This window comes from Haloparvum alkalitolerans (genome assembly GCF_055381565.1).
Window position 1 is genome coordinate 687546 of sequence record NZ_AP043938.1, and the last position, 19568, is coordinate 707113.

The 19568-nt window shown below is 71.9% G+C and carries 16 protein-coding genes; 7 read left to right on the forward strand and 9 right to left on the reverse strand.

The window, feature by feature from the left end; translation table 11 throughout:
• Positions 1-9 precede the first annotated feature (9 nt).
• Together cofH and ACZ432_RS05885 are read right to left on the reverse strand one after the other, a co-directional pair.
• Positions 10-1425 carry a 7,8-didemethyl-8-hydroxy-5-deazariboflavin synthase subunit CofH gene (gene cofH / locus ACZ432_RS05880; protein ID WP_426964567.1) on the reverse strand — a complete coding sequence of 472 codons (1416 nt, stop codon included), beginning with the start codon at positions 1423-1425 and terminating at the stop codon, positions 10-12.
• A 64-nt stretch (positions 1426-1489) separates the two neighbouring features.
• Positions 1490-2086, reverse strand: coding sequence for a DUF6149 family protein (locus tag ACZ432_RS05885; RefSeq protein WP_426964568.1), 597 nt, complete (start codon positions 2084-2086; stop codon positions 1490-1492).
• A 272-nt stretch (positions 2087-2358) separates the two neighbouring features.
• Here ACZ432_RS05885 and ACZ432_RS05890 point away from each other — a divergent pair, with 272 nt between their 5' ends.
• From ACZ432_RS05890 to ACZ432_RS05900, 3 genes are all read left to right on the forward strand, one after another.
• The gene (locus tag ACZ432_RS05890; protein ID WP_426964569.1) at positions 2359-3597 is read left to right on the forward strand and encodes an NAD(P)/FAD-dependent oxidoreductase; all 1239 of its coding nucleotides are present in this window, start codon (positions 2359-2361) and stop codon (positions 3595-3597) included.
• Positions 3598-3708: 111 nt separating this feature from the next.
• Positions 3709-4125 (forward strand): DUF7124 domain-containing protein, encoded by a 417-nt coding sequence (locus ACZ432_RS05895; protein WP_426964570.1) that lies wholly within the window; start codon positions 3709-3711, stop codon positions 4123-4125.
• Positions 4126-4820: 695 nt separating this feature from the next.
• The gene (locus ACZ432_RS05900; protein ID WP_426964571.1) at positions 4821-5900 is read left to right on the forward strand and encodes an anthranilate phosphoribosyltransferase; all 1080 of its coding nucleotides are present in this window, start codon (positions 4821-4823) and stop codon (positions 5898-5900) included.
• A 19-nt stretch (positions 5901-5919) separates the two neighbouring features.
• On the opposite strand, the gene ACZ432_RS05905 is transcribed toward ACZ432_RS05900, so the two are convergent.
• From ACZ432_RS05905 to ACZ432_RS05935, 7 genes are all read right to left on the reverse strand, one after another.
• Positions 5920-7038 (reverse strand): hypothetical protein, encoded by a 1119-nt coding sequence (locus ACZ432_RS05905; RefSeq protein WP_426964572.1) that lies wholly within the window; start codon positions 7036-7038, stop codon positions 5920-5922.
• A 39-nt stretch (positions 7039-7077) separates the two neighbouring features.
• Positions 7078-7734 carry an HAD family hydrolase gene (locus ACZ432_RS05910; RefSeq protein ID WP_426964573.1) on the reverse strand — a complete coding sequence of 219 codons (657 nt, stop codon included), beginning with the start codon at positions 7732-7734 and terminating at the stop codon, positions 7078-7080.
• Positions 7735-7805: 71 nt separating this feature from the next.
• The gene (locus tag ACZ432_RS05915) at positions 7806-9899 is read right to left on the reverse strand and encodes a CARDB domain-containing protein (protein ID WP_426964574.1); all 2094 of its coding nucleotides are present in this window, start codon (positions 9897-9899) and stop codon (positions 7806-7808) included.
• A gap of 108 nt (positions 9900-10007) precedes the next feature.
• Complete coding sequence (gene yciH / locus ACZ432_RS05920) at positions 10008-10301, reverse strand: stress response translation initiation inhibitor YciH (protein WP_058366189.1); 294 nt, start codon at positions 10299-10301, stop codon at positions 10008-10010.
• Between the two features lie 60 nt (positions 10302-10361).
• On the reverse strand, positions 10362-12686 hold the full coding sequence (locus ACZ432_RS05925) for a transglutaminase TgpA family protein (RefSeq protein ID WP_426964575.1): 2325 nt from the start codon (positions 12684-12686) through the stop codon (positions 10362-10364).
• On the reverse strand, positions 12683-13771 hold the full coding sequence (locus tag ACZ432_RS05930) for a DUF58 domain-containing protein (protein ID WP_426964576.1): 1089 nt from the start codon (positions 13769-13771) through the stop codon (positions 12683-12685). Before ACZ432_RS05930 ends, ACZ432_RS05925 begins: the two co-directional genes overlap by 4 nt.
• A 4-nt stretch (positions 13772-13775) precedes the next feature.
• Complete coding sequence (locus ACZ432_RS05935; RefSeq protein ID WP_426964577.1) at positions 13776-14792, reverse strand: AAA family ATPase; 1017 nt, start codon at positions 14790-14792, stop codon at positions 13776-13778.
• A gap of 326 nt (positions 14793-15118) precedes the next feature.
• Between ACZ432_RS05935 and gcvT the strand changes: the two genes are divergently transcribed.
• Genes gcvT through gcvPB form a run of 4 tightly spaced genes read left to right on the forward strand, consistent with a single transcriptional unit; the run spans position 15119 to position 19518 of the window.
• On the forward strand, positions 15119-16339 hold the full coding sequence (gene gcvT / locus ACZ432_RS05940) for a glycine cleavage system aminomethyltransferase GcvT (RefSeq protein ID WP_426964578.1): 1221 nt from the start codon (positions 15119-15121) through the stop codon (positions 16337-16339).
• A complete protein-coding gene (gcvH, locus tag ACZ432_RS05945) occupies positions 16336-16719 on the forward strand; it encodes a glycine cleavage system protein GcvH (RefSeq protein WP_426964579.1) in 384 nt (127 codons plus the stop codon). The genes gcvT and gcvH overlap by 4 nt, the downstream gene beginning before the upstream one ends.
• A 25-nt stretch (positions 16720-16744) precedes the next feature.
• Positions 16745-18088 (forward strand): aminomethyl-transferring glycine dehydrogenase subunit GcvPA, encoded by a 1344-nt coding sequence (gene gcvPA / locus ACZ432_RS05950; protein ID WP_426964580.1) that lies wholly within the window; start codon positions 16745-16747, stop codon positions 18086-18088.
• Positions 18085-19518, forward strand: coding sequence for an aminomethyl-transferring glycine dehydrogenase subunit GcvPB (gene gcvPB, locus ACZ432_RS05955; protein WP_426964581.1), 1434 nt, complete (start codon positions 18085-18087; stop codon positions 19516-19518). Before gcvPA ends, gcvPB begins: the two co-directional genes overlap by 4 nt.
• Positions 19519-19568: the final 50 nt, after the last annotated feature.

Consider the following 19568-nt stretch of genomic DNA (forward strand, 5'->3'; position numbering starts at 1 on the left):
GGTCAGCCCTCAGTCGTCCGCGGGCGTCGGGTCGCCGCCGTCTCCGTCCCCGGTTCCGCCCTCGGTTCCGTCCCGTTCGGCGAGCATCGGCGTCCCGTCCGCGCGTGGGCCGAGCGTCGGGCCGTGGGGGCCGTCGTCGGGGTCGATCCGGCGGCGTTTCTCGTAGTCCGTCGAGCGCTCGACCGGGACGCGGCCGATGGCGGTGATCATCTCGACGTAGTCGTCGAAGCTCCGGTACTCGCCGTACTGCCCGCCGGCGCGCTTGGTGATCTCCTCCGAGAGGATGGTGCCCATGAAGTCGTCCGCGCCGCAGTTGAGCAGTTTGAGCCCGTGCTCGTCGCCCGACTTCACCCACGAGGACTGGATGTGGTCGACGTTGTCCAGGAAGAGGCGCGCGACCGCGACCATGAGCTCGTCCTCCGCGAGACTCGCCCCGCCGTCCACGACGCCGTGTCTGTAGAGGGGCGTGTTCTCGTGGACGAACGAGAGCGGAACGAACTCCGTGATTCCGCCGGTTCTGTCCTGCAGGTCGCGGACGACCTTCAGGTGCTCCACGCGGTGGGCCGCGTTCTCGACGTGGCCGTACATGATCGTCGCGGTCGTCGGCAGGCCGGCGGCCATCGCGCCCTCCATCGCGGCGACCCAGTCGTCCGTCCGGATCTTTCCCGGGCAGATCACGTCGCGCACCTCGTCGACGAGGATCTCCGCCGCGGTGCCGGGCGCGGAGTCGAGCCCCGCGGCCGCGAGTTCGCGGTAGACGGCCTCGTAGTCCCAGTCGGTGCCGCGGCGGGCGTGGTACGCCTCCTCCGGCGTCATCGAGTGGAGGTGCACGTCGTCGACGGACATCGCCGCCATCTGCTCGAGATACGTCCCGGGGTCGGTCGCGTACGCCGCGGGCGGCTTGTAGTTCACCGCGCTCGCGGGGTCGTCGTACCCCTGGAGGATCTCGTGGTGCTCCTCGTTCAGCGCGAAGGCGGGGTGGAGCCCGGAGACGGAGGTCACCTCGTAGATGCCCATCTCGAGGGCGTCCGCGACGACCGCCCGCGACTCCGCGGGCGTCTTCGTGAACCCCGAGTGCTCGACGTCCGCGTCCGCCTCGAACGCGTGAGCGGTGTTCTTGAAGTTACAGAACAGACAGCCCGTGTTGCAGGCGGTGGTGACGTTGTTGTTGAGGTTGGCGACGAACGTCACCTCGTCGCCGACGACCGCGGCCCGCCGCCGGTCCGCGGCCTCCAGCACCTGCTCTTTGCGTTCGGGGTCGATCCCCTCGCGGTCGGTGCCGGTGGTAATCAGCTCGATCCCGTCGTCGACCGTCAGCCGGTCGCCCGCGCGAGCCTTCGCCAACGCGTTCTCGAAGGACTGGTCCGTCTCGGGGACCACCTCGAACTCGACCGCCTCGGGGTCGACCTCGCGCGCGTCGGTCATGGTTCCCCCTCACCGTCGGGACGTAAAAAGCGGGGCGGTCAGCGGAGAACGCCGCCGGGAGGTCTCAGTCCGCCGCCTCTTCCTCGTCGAGTCCGGGCGCGGCGCTGGGGTCCACGTCCGCGGGCTCCTCGCGCTCGCCGCCGACCACCGTCTCGCCGTCCTCCGTCTCGACGTAGGCGTCGTCCGCGAACCCCGCCTTCGCGTTCTCGTACTCCGGCTCCGTCAGCTTCTCGGGCGTCTCGGGGGCCTCCGCGATCCCCTCCGGCGGGCGGAACTCCCCGAGCGGATCGTCGATGGTGATCCCGTGTTTCGTGAAGAATTCCTCGTAGCGGCGGTAGTGGGGTTCGATCTCGTCGCCGGGGATCTCCATCATCTCCGTCCAGCCGTGGTTGAAGAAGTCGAAGTTGGCCTGGACGTGGGTGATCTCACGGGCCTTCGCCTCGGGGAAGCCGGCCTCCAGCGCCGTGAGGTAGGTCTCCATCGTCGCGTCGAAGAAGTCGTCGAGGTGCGCGCGGCGCTCCTCGCGGCGCTCCTCGTCGGCCTTGTTGAGGAAGATGGTCGTGTGGAGGTCGACGAGCTTGTCGTGGGCTGCCTCCCCGATCACCGGCGCGGTGAGGGCCTTCTTCGCGGCCCAGTGGCGGACGTTCTGGCGGATCTTCATACCCCAGCATTGGTGCCGTGAACCCTTCAATGTGTGGCGAACGGACCGAACGAGAGGTCCATCGGCTGCGAAAGGCGGGCGATTGCGGAAGGCCGGCGACCGCGGCGGACCGACGACCGCGGAAGCCCAGCGACCGCGACCGACGATCGGTCGGCGACACGCGGTGGATCCCTAATATTCGGTAAGGGGATCCCTTGAATCCCCATGAGAGAAACTCTCGTTCCCGGATTCGGATAGCAATCCACATTAACCCCGAATACGAACGGCCGCTTATGACCGAATCGTACGTGATCATCGGCGATGGGGTCGCCGGGTCCTCCGCGGCCGAGACGCTGCGAGAGGAGCAGCCGGACGCCGAGATCACCGTGCTCACGGACGAGGGCGAGGCCCTCTACAATCGGATCCTGATCAAGGAGTTCGCGAAGGGGAAACTGCCCGCGGCGCCCATCTCCATTCACGACGAGGAGTGGTACGCGGAGCGGGACATCGACCTCCGACTCAACACGCTGGTCGTCGACGTCGACGTCGAGGCGGACGAGGTGACGACCCACGAGGGCGAGACGTTCGCGTACGACAAACTGCTCTTGGCCATCGGCGGCACGCCGACCCAGCTCCCGGTGGACAACTCCGACGCCGAGGGCGTCCACCACTTCTGGACGTTCCAGGACGCCCGCGCGATCAAGGAGTCCGTCGAGAGCGCCGAACAGGGCGTCATCGTCGGCGCGGGCCTGCTCGGCATCGACTTCGCGGCCATCTGCGGCGCGCAGGACGTTGAGGGGAAATACCTGATGCGCGGCGACTCGTGGTGGCGGTACGCCCTCTCGAACGAGGGCGCGGAGATCATGCACGAGGCGATGCGCGAGCGCGGCGTCGAGCCGGTGTTCGACTCCGGCGTCGACCACTTCGAAGTGGACGACGACGGCCGGGTCGAGGCCGCGGTCGACCCCAACGGCGACCGCTACGACTGCGATTTCGCCGGCGTCGCCATCGGCCTCAACTTCAACACGGAGATCGTCGAGGAGACGCCGATCGCGACGGACAACGGAGTCATCGTCGACGAGTACATGCGAACCAACGTCGACAACGTGTACGCGGCCGGCGACATCACCGAGTTCCACGACGTCATCCTCGGCGAGCGCGCGCAGAACGGCGCGTGGGGCTCCGCGAAGGAGCAGGGGACGGTCGCCGCCAAGAACATGGTCGACTACGGCTCCGAGGAGTTCCGCTGGGTCTCCTCGTACTCGATCACGCACTTCGACTTCCCGTTCCTCTCCTTTGGCCACCCGACCCTCGGCGACGACGAGGTCGAGGCCACCACCGGCGAGGGCGAGTGGCGCAAGCTCGCGCTGAAGGACGGCAAGATCGTCGGCGGCGTCCTCATCGGCGACCTGGCCCCCCAGTCCGCCTACAAGCAGCTGATGCGCGAGGAGCGCTACGTCGCCGACCAGAAGGAGACCCTGATGCAGGAGGGGTTCTCGGTCGACGACCTGAAGGCCGCCTCCGAGCAGTAGACGCCGCGAACCGTCCGTTCTCCGTTTCCCCGTCCGCGGCCGCGGTCGGGCGAGCGCGTTCCCCGCAGCCCGAAGCGAAGCCGTTTTCGCCCCGCGCAGGTATCCTCGCGTATGGACAGCGGCGGATCTTCGGACATGACGTTGGCGTTCGAGCTCGAGGCGTTAAAGCGGCTCGCGGACCCGAACGCCGTGTTCAACGGCGCGCGCCAGTGGACCGAGTACGTCGGCGTCGTCTCCGAGAAGCCGACGTACGTCGTCACCAACTTCACGCGGAAGCACCGCGTCCGACAGGACTTCTTCTCGGGCCCCCGCGGCGTCGAGGAGAGCCTGGAGAACATTTTGCGGCAGTTCGACACCGATCGCCACGTCTTCGTCGGCACCAGCGAGGAGGACGAGGCGGTCGCGGAGGCGGCCGGCTGGGAGTTCCTCGACGTCGAGGCCGCCGCGGAGGCGGCGGGTTGGACGCTCGCGGGCGACGACCCGGAGGAAGAGTCGTCCGCGGAGTCGACGCGGGACGACTGGCCCTGAGACGGGGTGCAGAATTTCTGGGTTCGAACTTTTCCAATTCCCGTTGTAGAGTCTGTTGACCGGAATCGGACGCTCAGAACTTCTCAATCGGCTCGTCCTACTGCGGTTTTTCTGGGTCTGTCGTAGATCCTACTGATCTGGACAGCAACGTCCAGAAAGCCCCAGCCGGCTCGACCCGCCGGGCCTCGCTGCGCGCTCGCACCTCTCCGCCGCGCGGGACAAACCGCGTCCCGCTGGCCTCCAGCGTGCAGTAGCGCGCTGGAGACACCGCCCGGCGCGAGTGCTTGCGTCGTCCGGGCGGGATCGAGCCGGCTGCCCCTTTCAGTCCCACCCACCACACAGCACCGCCCCGCACCGCAACCGCACAGCAGCCTCGCACCTCCCCAGCCTCGCCGCAGCCGCGGTCGCGCGACCGCAACGCACCGCAGCGCGACCGCGGCCGCCGCCTCCCTCGCGCGCGTTTCTCGCGCGCGCCGACCGCCCCGCACGGTACCCCGAACGCACGCGAACGAGCCATTCCCGCCGCGCGTGCAGTCTGGTTGGCCGCCGTCAGAGTCCGGTCCGCGCGTGGGCTGTTCGTTCTCGGAGAAATCGGCGGCGAAAGTCGACGAACGTCCGCCTTGTCGGAGATCGATCGTCCCGCCGCGTGGGAGTCGAGCGGGAGGCTTTTCGTCGGAGAACCCGAACCGAGGGGTATGGCTCAGGCGACCACGGAGTTCGGCGAGTGGCCCCTCAAGCGGCTGATGACCGAGGTCTGCGGCTCCGGCCCGAAGTCGGCCGAGGACCTCACGCGCGCGCAGGCCCGGGAGGCGTTCGAGCGCATCCTCGCGGACGAGCCCGACCCGACGACGCTGGGCGCCTTCTGGCTCGCGAACCGCTGGAAGAAGAACAACCCCGAGGAGCTGGCGGCGTTCACGGACACCATGTGCGAGCGCGTCGAGTACGCGGAGCCCGACTGCGACCCCGTCGACTGCGGCGCGAACTACGACGGGAAGGAGCGGTCCGCGCTGCTGGGCGTCGCGGCGGGCGTCGTCGCCGCCGCGGCCGGCACCCCGGTGGTCGCCCACTCCGGCGACCGCGTCCCCTCGCAGAAGGCGGACGCCTACAAGCACGTCCTCGACGAGTTGGGCGTCGCGACCGAGCTGACCCCCCGCGACTCCGCCGCGATGGTCGACGAGGTCGGCTTCGGCTTCTACTACCAGCCGGCGTTCAACCCCGCGATCGACGACCTCTGGGAGCGCCGGGACATGATGGGCGTCCGGACGTTCGTCAACACCGTCGAGACGCTGGCGAACCCCGCGGGCGCGTCGGTCCACCTCGGCTCCTTCTACCACCTCGCGTTCGCCAAGAAGGTGATCGAGACGTTCGAGGCGAGCGAGTTCCACGACCTCGACCGCGTCCTGATGTTCCAGGGGATGGAGGGGTACGACGACGTGCGTCCCGGCTACACGAAGGTCGCCGAGTGGGAAGCCGTCGGCACCGAGGGCGGCTCCAGCTTCGAGGACTTCGAGATCGAGACCGCCGAGTACGGGATGGACTTCGAGACCGAGGACCTCGGCGTCGAGGACGTGGCCGCCGACTCAGCGACCATCACCGAGGAGGTGCTCGCCGGCGAGCGCGAGGACCGCTTCGCCGACGCCGTGGCGCTCAACGCCGCGCTCCGGATCTACGCCCGCGAGGACGCCGACACCATCGACGAGGGACTGGCGGCCGCCCGCGAGGCGATCGCCGACGGCTCCGCGGCCGCGACGCTGGAGGAACTGCAGGCGTTCTGAGACCCTGCGCTCGGAGCGACTACTCTTCGACCACGGTGAACCGGGCCGCGAACCGCCGTTCCCAGTCCTCGCCGCGCGCGTCGATCTCGAAGCGGTACTCGCCGGGCTCGAACGCGACCGCCTCCTCGATCCCCGCGCCGGGACCCGGCTCATCGGCGGCGTCCACCGTGACGCGACCGCCGAGGTCCCAGCAGTCGCCGTAGCGAAGGACGCCGCCGAGGTCGGTCCGGATCTCCCGACGGTCGGCGGAGACCCACTCCCCGCCCTCCCGTCGCTTCACGGCCCAGTGGTCCGGCCCGAGGGTTACCTCCTCGCCCGACCAGTTGCAGAGCTCGGCGGACAGCGTCTCGCCGAGCGCGACCGTCTCCGGCTCCGCCCGGAGGTAGACGCGCTCGTCGCCGTCGAGCGCGTGGTAACACCGGAGGCCCGCCGGACAGGCCTCCCCGCGGAACGCCGAGGACTCCGGGTCGGGAAGCGCGCCGTCCGGCACCGGCGGGTCGTCGCCGGCTTCGACCGCGAACAGCGCGGCGTGGACGAGGTCGCCGGGGTCGGGGGCCGCGACGACGAAGGCGTACCGGCCGGGGCGGAACGCGACGGTCTCCCCGGCCGTCGTCTCGTCGTCCGGCGCGTCGCCGTCGACGGCGAGCTGCACGTCCCACTCGTGGGTCTCGCCCGGTTCGACGTGGTCCTGATAATCCTCGATGGCGTCGCGGTCGGTCGCGGAGCGCCACGCCCCGTCGCTCCGGTCGTAGCGAAGCACTTCCCAGTGGTACGGGCCGAACGGGACCGCCTCGTCGGTCCGGTTGTGGAGCCGCATCCGCACCGTCCCGCCGAGCGTCCCGACCTCCGAGACGGGTTCCAGAAGGACCGCCTCGTCGCCGTCCGACCGGTGGTAACACCGCACCTCGTCGTCGGGGTCGATCCACCACCCGGCGTCGGCGAGGTCCGGGCACGGCTCCGTGTAGAACCGCGAGTCGATATCGACTTGCTCCGGGGACCCGGGGCGGTCGGTAGTCGTGTCGTCCGCCGTCGCGGCTCCGTCGTCACTCGGGGTCCCGGCGGTCGGCGCGGTACGGTCGGCACAGCCGGCCAGCAAGGCTCCGGAGCCGACGGCTGCGAGGAGGGCGCGGCGTCGCATGGAGGAGACTGCTCGCGGGGCCGATAAGTGTCTTCGGGGCTACTCGGTCGAGCGCGCACTCGGGAAGTCGTCGAACGACTCCACGCGGTAGTCGCCGAGGACGCAGCGGCCGCGCTCCTCGTGGCCGAGGCGTTCGACGTGGACCGCGTCGAGGCCGGCGTTCCACGCGGCGCCGACGTCGCTCGCACCGTCTCCGGCGTAGTAGCCGCGGTCGCCCGCGGCGGGGTCGACGCCGAGGTCGGCCATCGCCAGTTTCACCGGGTCCGGGTCGGGCTTCCAGCCCGTCTCCTCGGTGCAACAGACCACGGTGTCGAAGTGGTCGCGCAGGTCGAGTCGGTCGAGCACCGGGTCCGCGAGGAACTGCTGGCAGTGCGTGACGAGGCCGGTCGGCCCCTCGACGCTCGCGAGCAGGCGCGCCGCGTCGTCGTGGAGGTAGGTCGCCTCGGCGCGGGCGCGGGGGTCCTCGTTCGCGTGGAATGCCTCCCAGAACGCCGCGGGGTCGACGCCCCACTCGCGGAGCGTCCGGTCCCGCGAGCCCCCGAGCCCATGCCAGAGGACCCGCGCCTCGGCGTCCGAGAAGTCGCGGCCGAGCGCGTCGCCGACGCCGTCGAACACCTCGCGCGTGTAGCGCCACTCCGCGTCGACGAGCGTCCCGTCGAGGTCGAACAGGTGGAAGTCGTAGGCGTCCGCGACCATCGGCGGGAGGTAGTCGGTCGGCGGACATGGCCCTTTCGGAGGCGGACCAGTCCGCGCAGGGCCGGCTTCGCTCAGACGCGTCGCCGCGCCAGCACCGCCGTCAGCGCCACCGACAGCGCGGCGACCGCGGGGCCGAAGCCGGGCGCGCCGGCGTCGGTTTCCTCCGTGGTGCCGTCGGCGCTCGCCTCCGCGGGAGCGACCGTCGCCGTCGCGGTCGCGTCGCCGAGTGCTATCGTCGTCTCGCCCGGCTCGTCGAGCGAGACGGTGGCGCTGAACGTCGTCGACTCGCCCGCGTCGAGCCGGACCGTCTCCGTCGACACCGTCTCGCCGCCGACGACGAGCGCGAGGTCGCGCTCGGCGGGGATCGCCTCGTCGTTGCCGACGGTCGCGGTGACGGTCACCTCGTCGCCGGCGGTCACTCGGTTCGGCTCGACGGCGAGGTCCGAGACGGTCGCGGTCGCGGGCTCCGTCACGACCACCGTGAGGCGCGTGCCGCCGACCGCCACCTCGTGTTCGCCCGGCTCGGAGAACTCGCGTTCGAAGGGCTCGACCAGCGTCTCGTTCGCCCCGATCCGGCCGCTTCGGGTCTCGACCGGCTCGCCGTCGACGGTCAGCGCGAGGTCGTACTCCCCGGCGACGCCGCCGGTGTTGACCACGGTCGCGTTCAGTTCGAGCGTCTCGCCGGTCACGAGCCTGACCGGGTCGCGCTCGACCGGGCGGTTGCGGTAGGGGCCGCTCGCGCGGACCGCCTCCGCGTCCGCGAGCGAGAACCCGATCCGGGCCGGGAGCCGGCCGAACGCCTCGTCGTGCGCCTCGCGGTCCCACGTCCCCGGGACCGCGTCCGTCGTCGTGTATCGCTCCGCGCTCTCGCGGGCGTCGCCGCCCGCCGCCTGCCCCACGTGCTCCAGGAATCGGTCGCCGGTGACGGGCTCCCCGGCGGCGTTCAGTTCGCGGAAGACCGTCCCGAGCGACGCCTCGCCGTCGGTCGCCAGCCGGATCCGGCGGTCGATCTCGCCCGCGACGAGGCCGCCCTTCGTGTACTGGGCGTAGTTCGCCCACGTCCCGGGGTCGGACAGCACCGCCGACGCCTGCGGGTCGCGCTCGCCGCGCGCGAGGACGCTCCGGAAGTCGGCGAACTCCGTCTCGCCGCGCTCCAGCGTCAGCAGCGCGGCGTAGTAGGTCGCGGACGCCTCGGTGAACCACCGGGCCGACGCGGTCGTCTCGTAGCCCTGCCTGGTGTGGACGTACTCGTGGACCCAGACGTTGTCCGCGGTGTCGAGCCGCTCCTCGTCGCGGACCCACACGTCCGCGTCCCCCGTCTGGAGCCCCCTGACGCCCCACGTGACCTCGCCGGTCGGCGCCGCGACGGCGAAGACCTCCGGGTCCCGGTCGCCGACCTGCATCGCCCCGGAGGCGTGCTCGAGCGAGTCGAGCACCGCGGCCGGCGGTTCGGCCATCTCGGCCGCCTCGGGGACGATCAGTCGGAACCGCTGGCCGTTCGCCTCGCGCGTGACCGTCTCGTGCGGTCCGAGAAAGGCCATCGCGCGGCTCGCGGCGCCCTCGCCGTCGACGCGGTTCTCGCGGACGAACTGCACGTCCCGCGTGCTCCGCCAGCTCGCGCCGATCGCGGGCGGGCGGACGAGCGCCCAGTCGCCCGCGTCCGCGAACAGGTAGTCGCCGCGTCCCCCCAGCGGCCCGCTCTCGTCGACCGTCCGGTTCGCGGGCATCCGGTAGGTCAGCGTCGGCTCCTCGGTCGTCCCGTCCCAGCGCCAGACGCCGTCGCCCTCGCTCGCGAACCCGTCCGCGCGCACGTCCCGTGCCCCCGCCGGGAGCGTCAGCCGGAACTCCGTCACCGCGTCCGGCAGCGACACGCGCGAGGTGGCGCCGTACTCCCCCCGAGCGTCGACCTGCCGGAGCGCGCTCTCGAGCCGGATCGCGTCGCTGCCGGTCTGGTCGGTCAGGTCCGGACGTCGGCGGTCGAACGCCTCGTCGGCCGGAGCCGTCCCCGCGACCGTTTCGGCGGCGGCCGCGGTCTGGGCCGACGCGCCGGCGTCGGCGACCGCGGCGTCCGCGGACGCGTTCCCGCCGACCGTCCCCGCCAGCGGCGCGGCCGTCACCGCGACCGCCAGCAGGACCGCGAGCGCGAGCCGTCGGTGCGTCTTCATGGCGGAGGAAGGATCGGGACCCGCTTAGTGGTGGGGGATCGAACCGGCGCCGCGGCTGGCGGGCGGTGTCAGAAAAACGGTGCTCGACGCGGGGTGGTTAGGTGACGGTCACGCGACGTTGAACCCCTTCTCGCGGAGGAAGTCCTCCACGCGGCCGGAGTGGTTCCCCTGAAGTTCGATGGCGCCGTCCTCGACGGTGCCGCCGCAGGCGAACTTCGATTTGAGGTCCGACGACAGCGAGTCGAGGTCCACGTCCTTGGGGTCGAATCCTTCGATGACCGTTACCTCCTTACCGTATCTACGCTCGTCGATGCGGATGCTGATCTGCTGGGACTCCTTGGCGACGTCCTCGCAGACGCAGAGTTCCTGGGGCAGCCCGCACGTCGAGCAGACTTCCGACATTACAGCCTGAGACTACTGGACGGCGGTATTAAATAGTGTCGGGAGGGGGCGCCGTGGCGGTCACAGGAACCGCCGCACCACTGGCGTCGCCTCCAGCGCCAGCCGTCGGACCGTCCGCACGGCCGCGTCGGCGCTCTCGCGGTCGACGCCGTCGCCGTACCGCGCTCGCTCGTAGGCCTCGCGGACGACGGCGGTCCGCTCGTCGACCCCTCGAAGCTCCAGCGCGTCGAGGTACGCCCGCGGGGTCTCACCCGGCCGCCGCGCGCGGTAGCGCCGCTCCAGCAGGTACTCCAGCCGCGCGTACGCCCGGAGGGCGTCCGAGTCGGGGTCGCGCCGCCGGAACGGGAGCCGGAGCCACAGCGCCCGGTACGTCCGGCTCGTAGCGCCGACGTGGTGAGCGCCCGCGACGACCCCGAGCAGCAGGAGCAGGCCGTACCCGACCGCGTCGCGGTCGACCGGCAGCCCGCCCCCGTCCTGCTCGCCTTCCACCTCGGCGCCGGTCACGTCGGCCGAGACCGTGTCGATCCCGCTCGCGCCGGTGTCGTCCGGGTCGAGGCCGGCGGGACCGGCGGCACCGGGGCCGCTGACCTCCGCCTCGTCGCTCCCGTTCGTCTCCGTGTCCGTGTCGTTGCCGTTCGGCGCGTCGGTCGGCGTCGTCGGGGTGGACGCGGGGTCGTCCTCGGGGTCGGGCGCGGTACGGTTCGTGTCGACGCCCTCCTCGCCCGCGTTCCGCGCCTCAGTCAGTCGCACGTTGCGGGCGTCCGCGCGCTCCGTGCTCGGCGTGGGGTCGAACCGGACCCAGCCGTGGTCGGGGACGTACACCTGCACCCACGCGTGGGCGTCCTGTCCGCGGACCACCCACTCGTCCTGCGCGACGCGCTCGCCGGGGCCGTACCCGGTGACGAACCGGGCGGGGACGTCCTGCGAGCGCAGCATGGCGACCATCGTCGTCGCGAAGTAGACGCAGTAGCCGGCGTCCATCTCGAAGAGGAACGCGTCCGCCACGTCGCCCTCGGGGCGCTCGACGGTCAGCGAGTACGCCTTCGACTCCTCCAGGTAGCGCTCGACCGCCCGCGCCGTGTCGTAGGGGTTGTCGGCGCCCGCCTCGGTCCGTATCTCGCCGGTCAGCTCGCCGACCCGGTCGGGCGTGCTCTCGGGCAGTTGCGTGTAGCGCTCCTCGATCCCCTCGGGATAGTCGGTCCCGGCGGCTCGGAGCTCGCCAGGCGTCGCGACGAGGACCTCGCTCTGGACGTCGATCGTGTCGCCCTCGGGGACCGTGGTGCCGGGCTGGATCCGCCCCTCGCCGTCCACCTGCGCGCTCCGGGCCGTCTGCCCGCCCACCGAGACGGGGCTGTGCGCGGCGGGGATCGCGTCGAGGTCGGTCTCGGCGGTGACCGTCTGATCGACCTGCACGGTCGTTCCCGGCGGCCCCTCGACCGGGCCGTCGTACGGTTCGGCCTCGCCCGTTCGCACCCAGCCGTCGCCGGTGTAGCGGTCGAACGTCGACGTGCTCCAGTAGGCCTCCTGCGTGCTCTCGACCGTGAACCGCACCTCCGGGGAGAGCCGCACCGACCCGGCGACCTGCACGTCGTCCTGCGTCCCCACGAGCGACGACTCGATGCCGGGCGTACCGCGGTCCGACAGCAGCGGCTGCGTCGCGCCGCCGGGGACGACCGCGACCGTCGCCGACAGCAGCACCATGGCCGCGAGCACGGTCGAGAGCGTGCCCCGTCGCGCCGCGAGCGCACCCGGCGCCGACAGCGTCGTCAGCCCGGCCGACAGCGCCGCCCCGACGACGCCCGCCAGCGTGGCGGCCGTGCCGGCGTCGCCGGTCAGCACGAAGAAGCCGAGCGCGCCGGCCGCGACCGAGGCGCCGGCGACGTGGCGGCCGCGCGCCGCGAGGTACCACGTCAGGAACGTCGGCACGGGCGCCAGCGCGAGCGCCCACAGGTCGGCGGCGGTCAGCCGAAGCACGGAGAGCCCCGTCAGGAGGGAGACGGTGTCGAAGGCGACGTTCCGCGCGGAGAACAGCGCGCGCTGGCTCGCCGGTACCGAGAAGTAGTAGGCCGCCAGCCCGGCGACGAACAGCCCGCCGGTGACGAGCACCGCCGCCCGCGGGGCGAGCACGCGCGCGACGGCGACGCCCGCGACCGCGGCGACCGCGACCGCGAGCCGCGCGCTCCCGCCGACCACGTCGGTTATCGACAGGAAGACGCCGACGTAGGCCGCTGTCACCAGCGCGACGCCCGCCGCGGCGGGCTGGACGAGTCCGGCAGGCACCAGCCCGAGGGGACCGACGCCGCCGTGGGCGTCCTCGCCGTCGGGCGGTGTGCGGCCGCCGTCGGCGAGCGCGTCGCCATCCCCAGCCGGCGGACCGCCGCTCACCGCGGGTCACCCCCGTCGGTCGCCGGCCGCGCGGCGTCGTCGGGCGAGCGCGCAGCGGCCGTCACGGCGGTCTCGGCGTCCCCGTCCGCGGGGAGCAGCGCCTCGAAGGGCGTCTCGGCGTCGTCGACCCGGACGGTGGTCCCGGTGCGGTCCGCCTCGATCACCACGTCGGCGTCCGCGTCCGGCACCGCCCCGCGGGGGGTCCGCGCCAGCAGTTCGAGCAGGCGCCGACGGCCGTCCGGGCCGCCGTCGGTCGAAACGCGACCGTTCGGGACCGCGACGTCGACGGGGACCCCGTCGTCCAGCAGCGCCAGCGCGACGCTCGCGACCGCGCTCGCGAGGTCGTCGGCGGCGTCGCCGCGGGCGCCGCCGCGTATCGAGACGCGGCGCTGGTCGGTCTCGGCGGCGAACTCGTTGACGATCAGGTCGTCGCGCTTGGCGGTCGCCGCCCAGTTCACGTCCCGCAGGGCGTCGCCGCGCGCGTACTCGCGCAGGCGGTCGAACTCGTTGCGCTGCCGGCTCGCGCCGAGCGCGTCCTCGCGGTAGAGCTCCCGGCGGAACCAGCCGACGACGGGGCGCCGCTCGGGGTACACCAGCACCGACTCCGTGCCGCGACAGAGCAGGTCGCGCTCCAGCAACCCGAACACGTCCGTCGCGGACAGCGTGACGGGCCCGAGCGTCCGGTCGCCGCGCGCGTCGTAGGTCACCTCGTACCGGACCGGCTCCGCGCCCACCGTCGCGCGCGTCGGCGCCTCGGGGCCGTCGAGGCCCTCGCCCAGGTCGTCGCGGACCGCCGCCACGAAGGGCGCGTCGAGCGCCTCGCGGAGCGCGTCGCCGTCGCCGAAGCGCAGGACGACCTCGTGGGTCGCGCCGACGAAGTCGTCGGGCGGGAGCCGGCGGCGAACGCTCGGCGCGTCGAGCCGCGAGAGCTGGACCGCGCCCGCGACGACCGCGACGATACCCGGGAGCACGACCGCGTTGAGCGAGCGGGCGCCCGACAGTGCAGCCATCCCGAACCCGACGGCGACGATAGCGAGGACGACGCGGCCGCGGCGCGTGAGCCGGAGGTCCGAGAGGGCGCCCATCGGCTCACTCCACGGCCACCGAGTCGAGCGCGCTCGCGACCACGTCCGCGCCCGTCCGGGAGCCGGACTCCGGCCTGATGCGGTGCGCGAGCACGGTCGGGGCCTCACCCTGCACGTCGTCGGGGATCACGTAGTCGCGGCCGTCGAGGACGGCGCGGGCCTGCGCGGTTCGCAGGAGGGCGATGCTCCCGCGGGGGCTCGCGCCGAGGGCGGCGTGCTCGCGGGTGTAGGCGGTCAGCCGGGAGACGTACGAGCGGACCGGCTCCGTCGCCTCCACGTTTGCGACCGTCTCGCGGGCGCGGCGGAGGTCCTCGACGGTCGCGACGGGCTCCAGCGACTCGACGGGGTGCTCTCCGGCGGGGCGGTCCTCCCCGTCCCGGCCCTCCCCGCCCCGGTCGCCGGAGACGCGGTCGAGGATCTCCGCCTCCTCGTCCGGGTTCGGGTAGCCGAGCCGGAGCTTCTTGGTGAACCGGTCGACCTCCGCGACGGGGAGTTCGTACGTGCGACCCGGCTCCACGTCGTTCTGTGTCGCGATCACGCAGAAGGGGTCGGGAAGCTCGCGGGTGACGCCGTCGGTGGTCACCTGCCGCTCCTCCATCGCCTCCAACAGCGCGGACTGCGTCTTCGGCGGCGCGCGGTTTATCTCGTCGCCGAGGACGACGTTCGCGAAGACGGGGCCGGGCTGGAAGTCGAACTCGCTGGTGCGCTGGTTGAACACGTTCACGCCGGTCACGTCCGAGGGGAGCAGGTCCGGCGTGAACTGGACCCGCTTGAACGAGCAGTCGACGGAGGCGGCGATCGCCTTCGCCAGCGTGGTCTTGCCGACGCCGGGCACGTCCTCGATCAGGAGGTGCCCGCGCGCGAGGATCGTGACGAGGATGTGCTCGACGGCGTCGTGTTTGCCGACGATCACCGACTCGACGCTGTCGACGATCCGGTCGGCCAGCGCGGCCGCCTCGTCGGTCGCGAGCGGCGTTCGACGGGCGAGACCGCCGTCGGATGCGTCCGTGGCGTCAGTCATGTGAGAACCCGCGGCTGTCGACCGTCATGGCCGGCCATGTAAAACGATTGTGGGGTACTCACACGGACCGTGGTTCTCGGTGGCACGTACCGCTCGGTAGGGGTTCCGACTACCTAAGGGTGCGGTTCGGCTCCGTGCGCGCACGACCGCGGTCGGCTCGCGATGCCGCCGTCCGCGAACGAGACCCACGAACGAGGCGATTTCTGCACCGATCGAGAATTAATAGTACAGAAACGTGGATCGAAGCGGGCGTTGTTGCCTCTTCAGGACCCCGTCCGGACGGCCGCGATAACAAAACATTAGGTACGGGGCCCGTAGTTGCGCACATGGCCCGACGGAAGCCGCCGCTGCACGCGGTTCACGAGGACCGTGGCGCTCGCTTCACGGACTTCGGCGGGTGGGACATGCCGGTGGAGTTCGACTCCATCCGCATGGAACACTCGGCGGTCCGCGAGGCGGCCGGCATCTTCGACGTCTCCCACATGGGGGAGGTCGAGGTCGCCGGACCGGACGCCACGACCCTGATGCAGCGGCTGACGACGAACGACGTGACCGCGCTCGACCCGGGCGACTCCCAGTACGCCGCGATCACCGACGCGGAGGGGATCATGCACGACGACACCGTCGTCTACCGACTCCCCGACGGGACGCCCGCGGGCGAGGCGGCCGACGGCCGGGTCGCGGCCGGTCGCAACGGCGACGAGCCGGCGTACCTGTTCATCCCGAACGCGGGCCACGACGACGAGGCGTACGCGCGCTGGGTCGAGTACCGCGACGAGCACGCGCTCGACGCCGACGTGGAACTGACCACCGGGGAGTGGGCGATGGTCGCGGTGCAGGGCCCCGACGCCCCGGAGCTGCTGTTCGAGGCGACCGAGGTCGGCTCCGAGGGCATCGAGAGCACCGCGGGCGGCGCCGACGCCGCGGCGGTGCGCGACCTCTCGAAGTTCGAGGCGACCCACGCGGCGGTCGCCGGCGTCGAGAGCTGGGTCGCGCGGACGGGATACACCGGCGAGGCCGGCTTCGAGGTGCTCTGTCCGGCCCCCGACGCGGAGGCGGTCTGGGACGCGCTCGACTGCCAGCCCTGCGGGCTCGGCGCCCGCGACACGCTCCGCATGGAGGCCGGCTTCCTCCTGTCCGGACAGGACTTCGACCCCGACGAGGAGCCCCGGACGCCCTACGAGGCCCGCATCGGCTTCGCGGTGAAACTCGACACGGAGTTCGTCGGCCGCGACGCCCTCGAACGACAGAAGGAGGAGGGCGTCGACGAGAAGTTCGTCGGCGTCCGCCTCCTGGACCGCGGCGTTCCGCGGGGCGGCTACGCGGTGACGGACGGGTCGGGCGGCGACGCGGACGACGGCGAGGAGACGACCGGCGCGGAGGTCGGTCACCTCACCTCCGGCACGATGAGCCCGACGCTGAACGAGCCCATCGGGCTGGGCTACCTGCGGAGCGAGTACGCGGACGCGGGCGAGCGCGTCGGCGTGGTCGTCCGCGGCGAGGAGAAGCGCGCGGAAGTTGTGATCCCTCCCTTTATCGACACATGAGCTTCGAGACTCCCGACGACCGACGGTATCTGGAATCGCACGAGTGGACGACGACGGACGGCGACACCGTCCGGTTCGGCATCTCCGACTTCGCACAGGACGAGCTCGGCGACGTGGTGTTCGTCGAGCTGCCCGACGCCGGCGACGAGGTGACCGCCGACGAGGAGTTCGGCGTCGTCGAGTCGATCAAGGCCGTCTCGGACGTGTACGCGCCCGTCTCCGGGGAGGTCGTCGCGGTCAACGAGGACCTCTTCGACGCGCCGGAGTTGCTCAATCAGGACCCCTACGGGGAGGGCTGGCTGATCGAGGTGGAGCCGGCCGACGACGCCGACTTCGACGCCCTGCTCTCGCCCGAGGACTACCGCGACCAGATCGAATGACGACCGGAACCAACGGGGGACGCCGATGAGCGGCCGCGACTACGGACAGAAGGCCGGGAGTCCGTACGCGCCCCACACGGACGCGGAGACGGCCGCGATGCTCGAGGCGGTCGGCGCCGACGACGAGGACGACCTGTTCGACATCCCGGACGCGGTGGCGTTCGACGGCGAGTTCGGGATCCCCGCGCGCTCCGAGCGCGAGATCCGCGCCGAGCTCCGCGAGACGCTCGCGGACAACGACGATCTCACCGAGTTCCTCGGTCGGGGCCATTACTCCCACTACGTCCCGAGCGTCGTCGACCACCTCGCGGACCGCGCGGAGTTCCTGACCAGCTACACGCAGTACCAGCCGGAGATCGCGCAGGGGTTCCTGCAGGCGCTCTTCGAGTACCAGTCGATGCTGGTGGAGCTGACGGGGCTCGGCATCGCCAACTGCTCGATGTACGACGCCGCGACCGCGCTCGGCGAGGCGGCCACGCTCGCGGACCGCGTGCGCTCCACGAGCGGCGACGTGGTGCTCGTCCCCGAACAGCTCCGCGAGGGGAAGCGCTCGGTGCTCGAGAACTACTGCGACGGCGCGGACCTCGCCGTCGAGGCGTACCCGATGGCGGACGGCAACGCCGACCTCGACGCGCTCGCGGAGCGCGCGGGCGAGGACGTGGTCATGGTGTACGCCGAGAACCCGACCGTCCGGGGCTGCATCGAGGAGCGCCTCGCCGACGTGGGCGCGGTGGCCGACGAGACGGACGCGCTGTTCGTGCTCGGCTCCGACGCCGTGGCGCTGTCGGTGCTGGAGGAGCCCGCGGCGGTCGGCGCCGACGTGGTGGTCGGCGAGGCCGGCGCGCTCGGCCTCCCGGCCGCCTACGGCATGGGCCTCGGGCTGTTCGCCTGCCGCGAGGAGTTCCTCCGGCAGGTGCCGGGGCGCCTGGTGGGCGCCAGCGAGGACGCCGCGGACCGGCGCGCGTACACGCTGACGCTCCAGACGCGCGAACAGCACATCCGGAAGGAGCGCGCCACCTCCAACATCTGCACCAATCAGGCGTGGGTGGCGCTGCGCGCGGCGATGCACGCCGCGCACCTCGGCCCCTCGGGGCTCGTCGAACTCGCGAACGACTGCGTGCGCGAGGCGGCGTCGCTCGCCGAGCGCATCGACGACCTCTCGGGCTACGGCGCGCCGGTCCACGACCGCCACCACCTCCGGGAGTTCGCGGTCCGGACCGACCAGCCCGCGGCAGCGGTCGCCGGCGACGTGGAGGCGGCCGGCTTCGCGGTCCACACGATCGGCGACCACCTGCTGCAGGTGTGCGTCACCGACCTGAACGCGGACGCGGCCGACGAACTGGTCGCGGCCCTGGAGGCGGCAGCATGATCTACGACCAGGCCAGCTACACGCGCGAGGAGGAGGCACAGCACGAGCCGCTGCTGGCGGAGAAGGACGAGACGACCGTCGACGTGCGTGAGGAGTCGCCGCTCCCCGAGGAGCTCACGCGGGAGGCGGTGACCCTGCCGGAGCTCTCCGAGCCGGAGATCGCGCGGCACTACACCCGGCTCTCGCAGATGAACTGGGCCATCGACGCCGGCGCCTACCCGCTCGGCTCCTGCACGATGAAGTACAACCCCAAGTTCACCGAGGACGTGGCGGCCAATCCCGACGGCGCGGTCCACCCGGACCGCTCCTCGCGGTCGGTGCAGGGGACGCTCGAAGTGCTCTACGGCCTGCAGGAGTACCTCGCGGAGATCGGCGGTATGGACGCCGTCACGCTCCAGCCGCCCGCGGGCGCGGCCGGTGAGTTCACCGGCATCCGCGTGGCGAAGGCGTACCACGAGGCGAACGGCGAGGGGAACCGCAGCGAGGTGATCGTCCCCGCCTCCGCGCACGGGACGAACTTCGCGACCGCGGCGCTGGCCGGCTACGACGTGGTCGAACTCCCCTCCGACGAGGACGGCCGCGTCGACCTCGACGCGCTGGAGGCGGCCGTCTCCGAGGACACCGCCGCGCTCATGCTGACGAACCCCAACACCGTCGGCCTGTTCGAGCGCGACATCACGGAGATCGCCGAGATCGTCCACGACGCCGGCGGGCTGCTCTACTACGACGGCGCGAACCTCAACGCGCTGCTCGGGCGCGGCCGCCCCGGCGACATGGGCTTCGACGTGATGCACTACAACGTCCACAAGACGTTCGCGACGCCCCACGGCGGCGGCGGGCCGGGCGCGGGCCCGGTCGGCGTCGTCGACGAGCTCGCGGAGTTTCTCCCGACTCCGCGCGTGCGTGAAACCGAGTCGGGTTCGGGCTACGAGCGCTTCGAGCCCGAGCACACGATCGGGAAGGTCCAGGGCTTCGAGGGCAACTGGCTCGTCCTGATCAAGGCGTACGCCTACATCGCCCGGCTCGGCGACGAGGGGCTCGCGGACGCCGCGGCGAAGGCCGTGCTCAACGCGAACTACCTCGGCGAGCGGTTGGACCTCGAGATCCCGTACGGCCCCTACCACCACGAGTTCGCGGCGACCTCGGGCGACCGCGACGCCGCGGACGTGGCGAAGCGGATGCTCGACTACGGCGTCCACCCGCCGACGACGAAGTGGCCCGAGATGGTCCACAACGCGATGTTGACGGAGCCGACCGAGATCGAGAACAAGTCGTCGCTGGACGACCTCGCGGCGGCGTTCAACCGCGCGTTCGCGGACGACGACGAGACGCTCGAAAACGCCCCGAACCGCACGACTGCGGCCCGTATCGACCAGACGTCCGCGGCGCGGAACCCGCGGCTGTCGTGGCAGGCGCTCGACGGCGAGTGAGCGGACGCGGCTTCGCGGTCGGACCCCTCGTCGCCGCCGTGCTGTGGGGC

Excerpts from the sequence above, each read along its gene's own strand:
- ACZ432_RS05915 (WP_426964574.1), bottom strand. The coding sequence starts at position 9,899 with ATGAAGACGCACCGACGGCTCGCGCTCGCGGTCCTGCTGGCGGTCGCG.
- ACZ432_RS05900 (WP_426964571.1), top strand. The coding sequence starts at position 4,821 with ATGGCTCAGGCGACCACGGAGTTCGGCGAGTGGCCCCTCAAGCGGCTG.
- cofH (WP_426964567.1), bottom strand. The coding sequence starts at position 1,425 with ATGACCGACGCGCGCGAGGTCGACCCCGAGGCGGTCGAGTTCGAGGTG.
- yciH (WP_058366189.1), bottom strand. The coding sequence starts at position 10,301 with ATGTCGGAAGTCTGCTCGACGTGCGGGCTGCCCCAGGAACTCTGCGTC.
- ACZ432_RS05910 (WP_426964573.1), bottom strand. The coding sequence starts at position 7,734 with ATGGTCGCGGACGCCTACGACTTCCACCTGTTCGACCTCGACGGGACG.
- ACZ432_RS05885 (WP_426964568.1), bottom strand. The coding sequence starts at position 2,086 with ATGAAGATCCGCCAGAACGTCCGCCACTGGGCCGCGAAGAAGGCCCTC.
- gcvPB (WP_426964581.1), top strand. The coding sequence starts at position 18,085 with ATGATCTACGACCAGGCCAGCTACACGCGCGAGGAGGAGGCACAGCAC.
- ACZ432_RS05935 (WP_426964577.1), bottom strand. The coding sequence starts at position 14,792 with ATGACTGACGCCACGGACGCATCCGACGGCGGTCTCGCCCGTCGAACG.
- ACZ432_RS05930 (WP_426964576.1), bottom strand. The coding sequence starts at position 13,771 with ATGGGCGCCCTCTCGGACCTCCGGCTCACGCGCCGCGGCCGCGTCGTC.
- gcvPA (WP_426964580.1), top strand. The coding sequence starts at position 16,745 with ATGAGCGGCCGCGACTACGGACAGAAGGCCGGGAGTCCGTACGCGCCC.
- gcvT (WP_426964578.1), top strand. The coding sequence starts at position 15,119 with ATGGCCCGACGGAAGCCGCCGCTGCACGCGGTTCACGAGGACCGTGGC.
- ACZ432_RS05895 (WP_426964570.1), top strand. The coding sequence starts at position 3,709 with ATGGACAGCGGCGGATCTTCGGACATGACGTTGGCGTTCGAGCTCGAG.
- ACZ432_RS05890 (WP_426964569.1), top strand. The coding sequence starts at position 2,359 with ATGACCGAATCGTACGTGATCATCGGCGATGGGGTCGCCGGGTCCTCC.
- gcvH (WP_426964579.1), top strand. The coding sequence starts at position 16,336 with ATGAGCTTCGAGACTCCCGACGACCGACGGTATCTGGAATCGCACGAG.
- ACZ432_RS05905 (WP_426964572.1), bottom strand. The coding sequence starts at position 7,038 with ATGCGACGCCGCGCCCTCCTCGCAGCCGTCGGCTCCGGAGCCTTGCTG.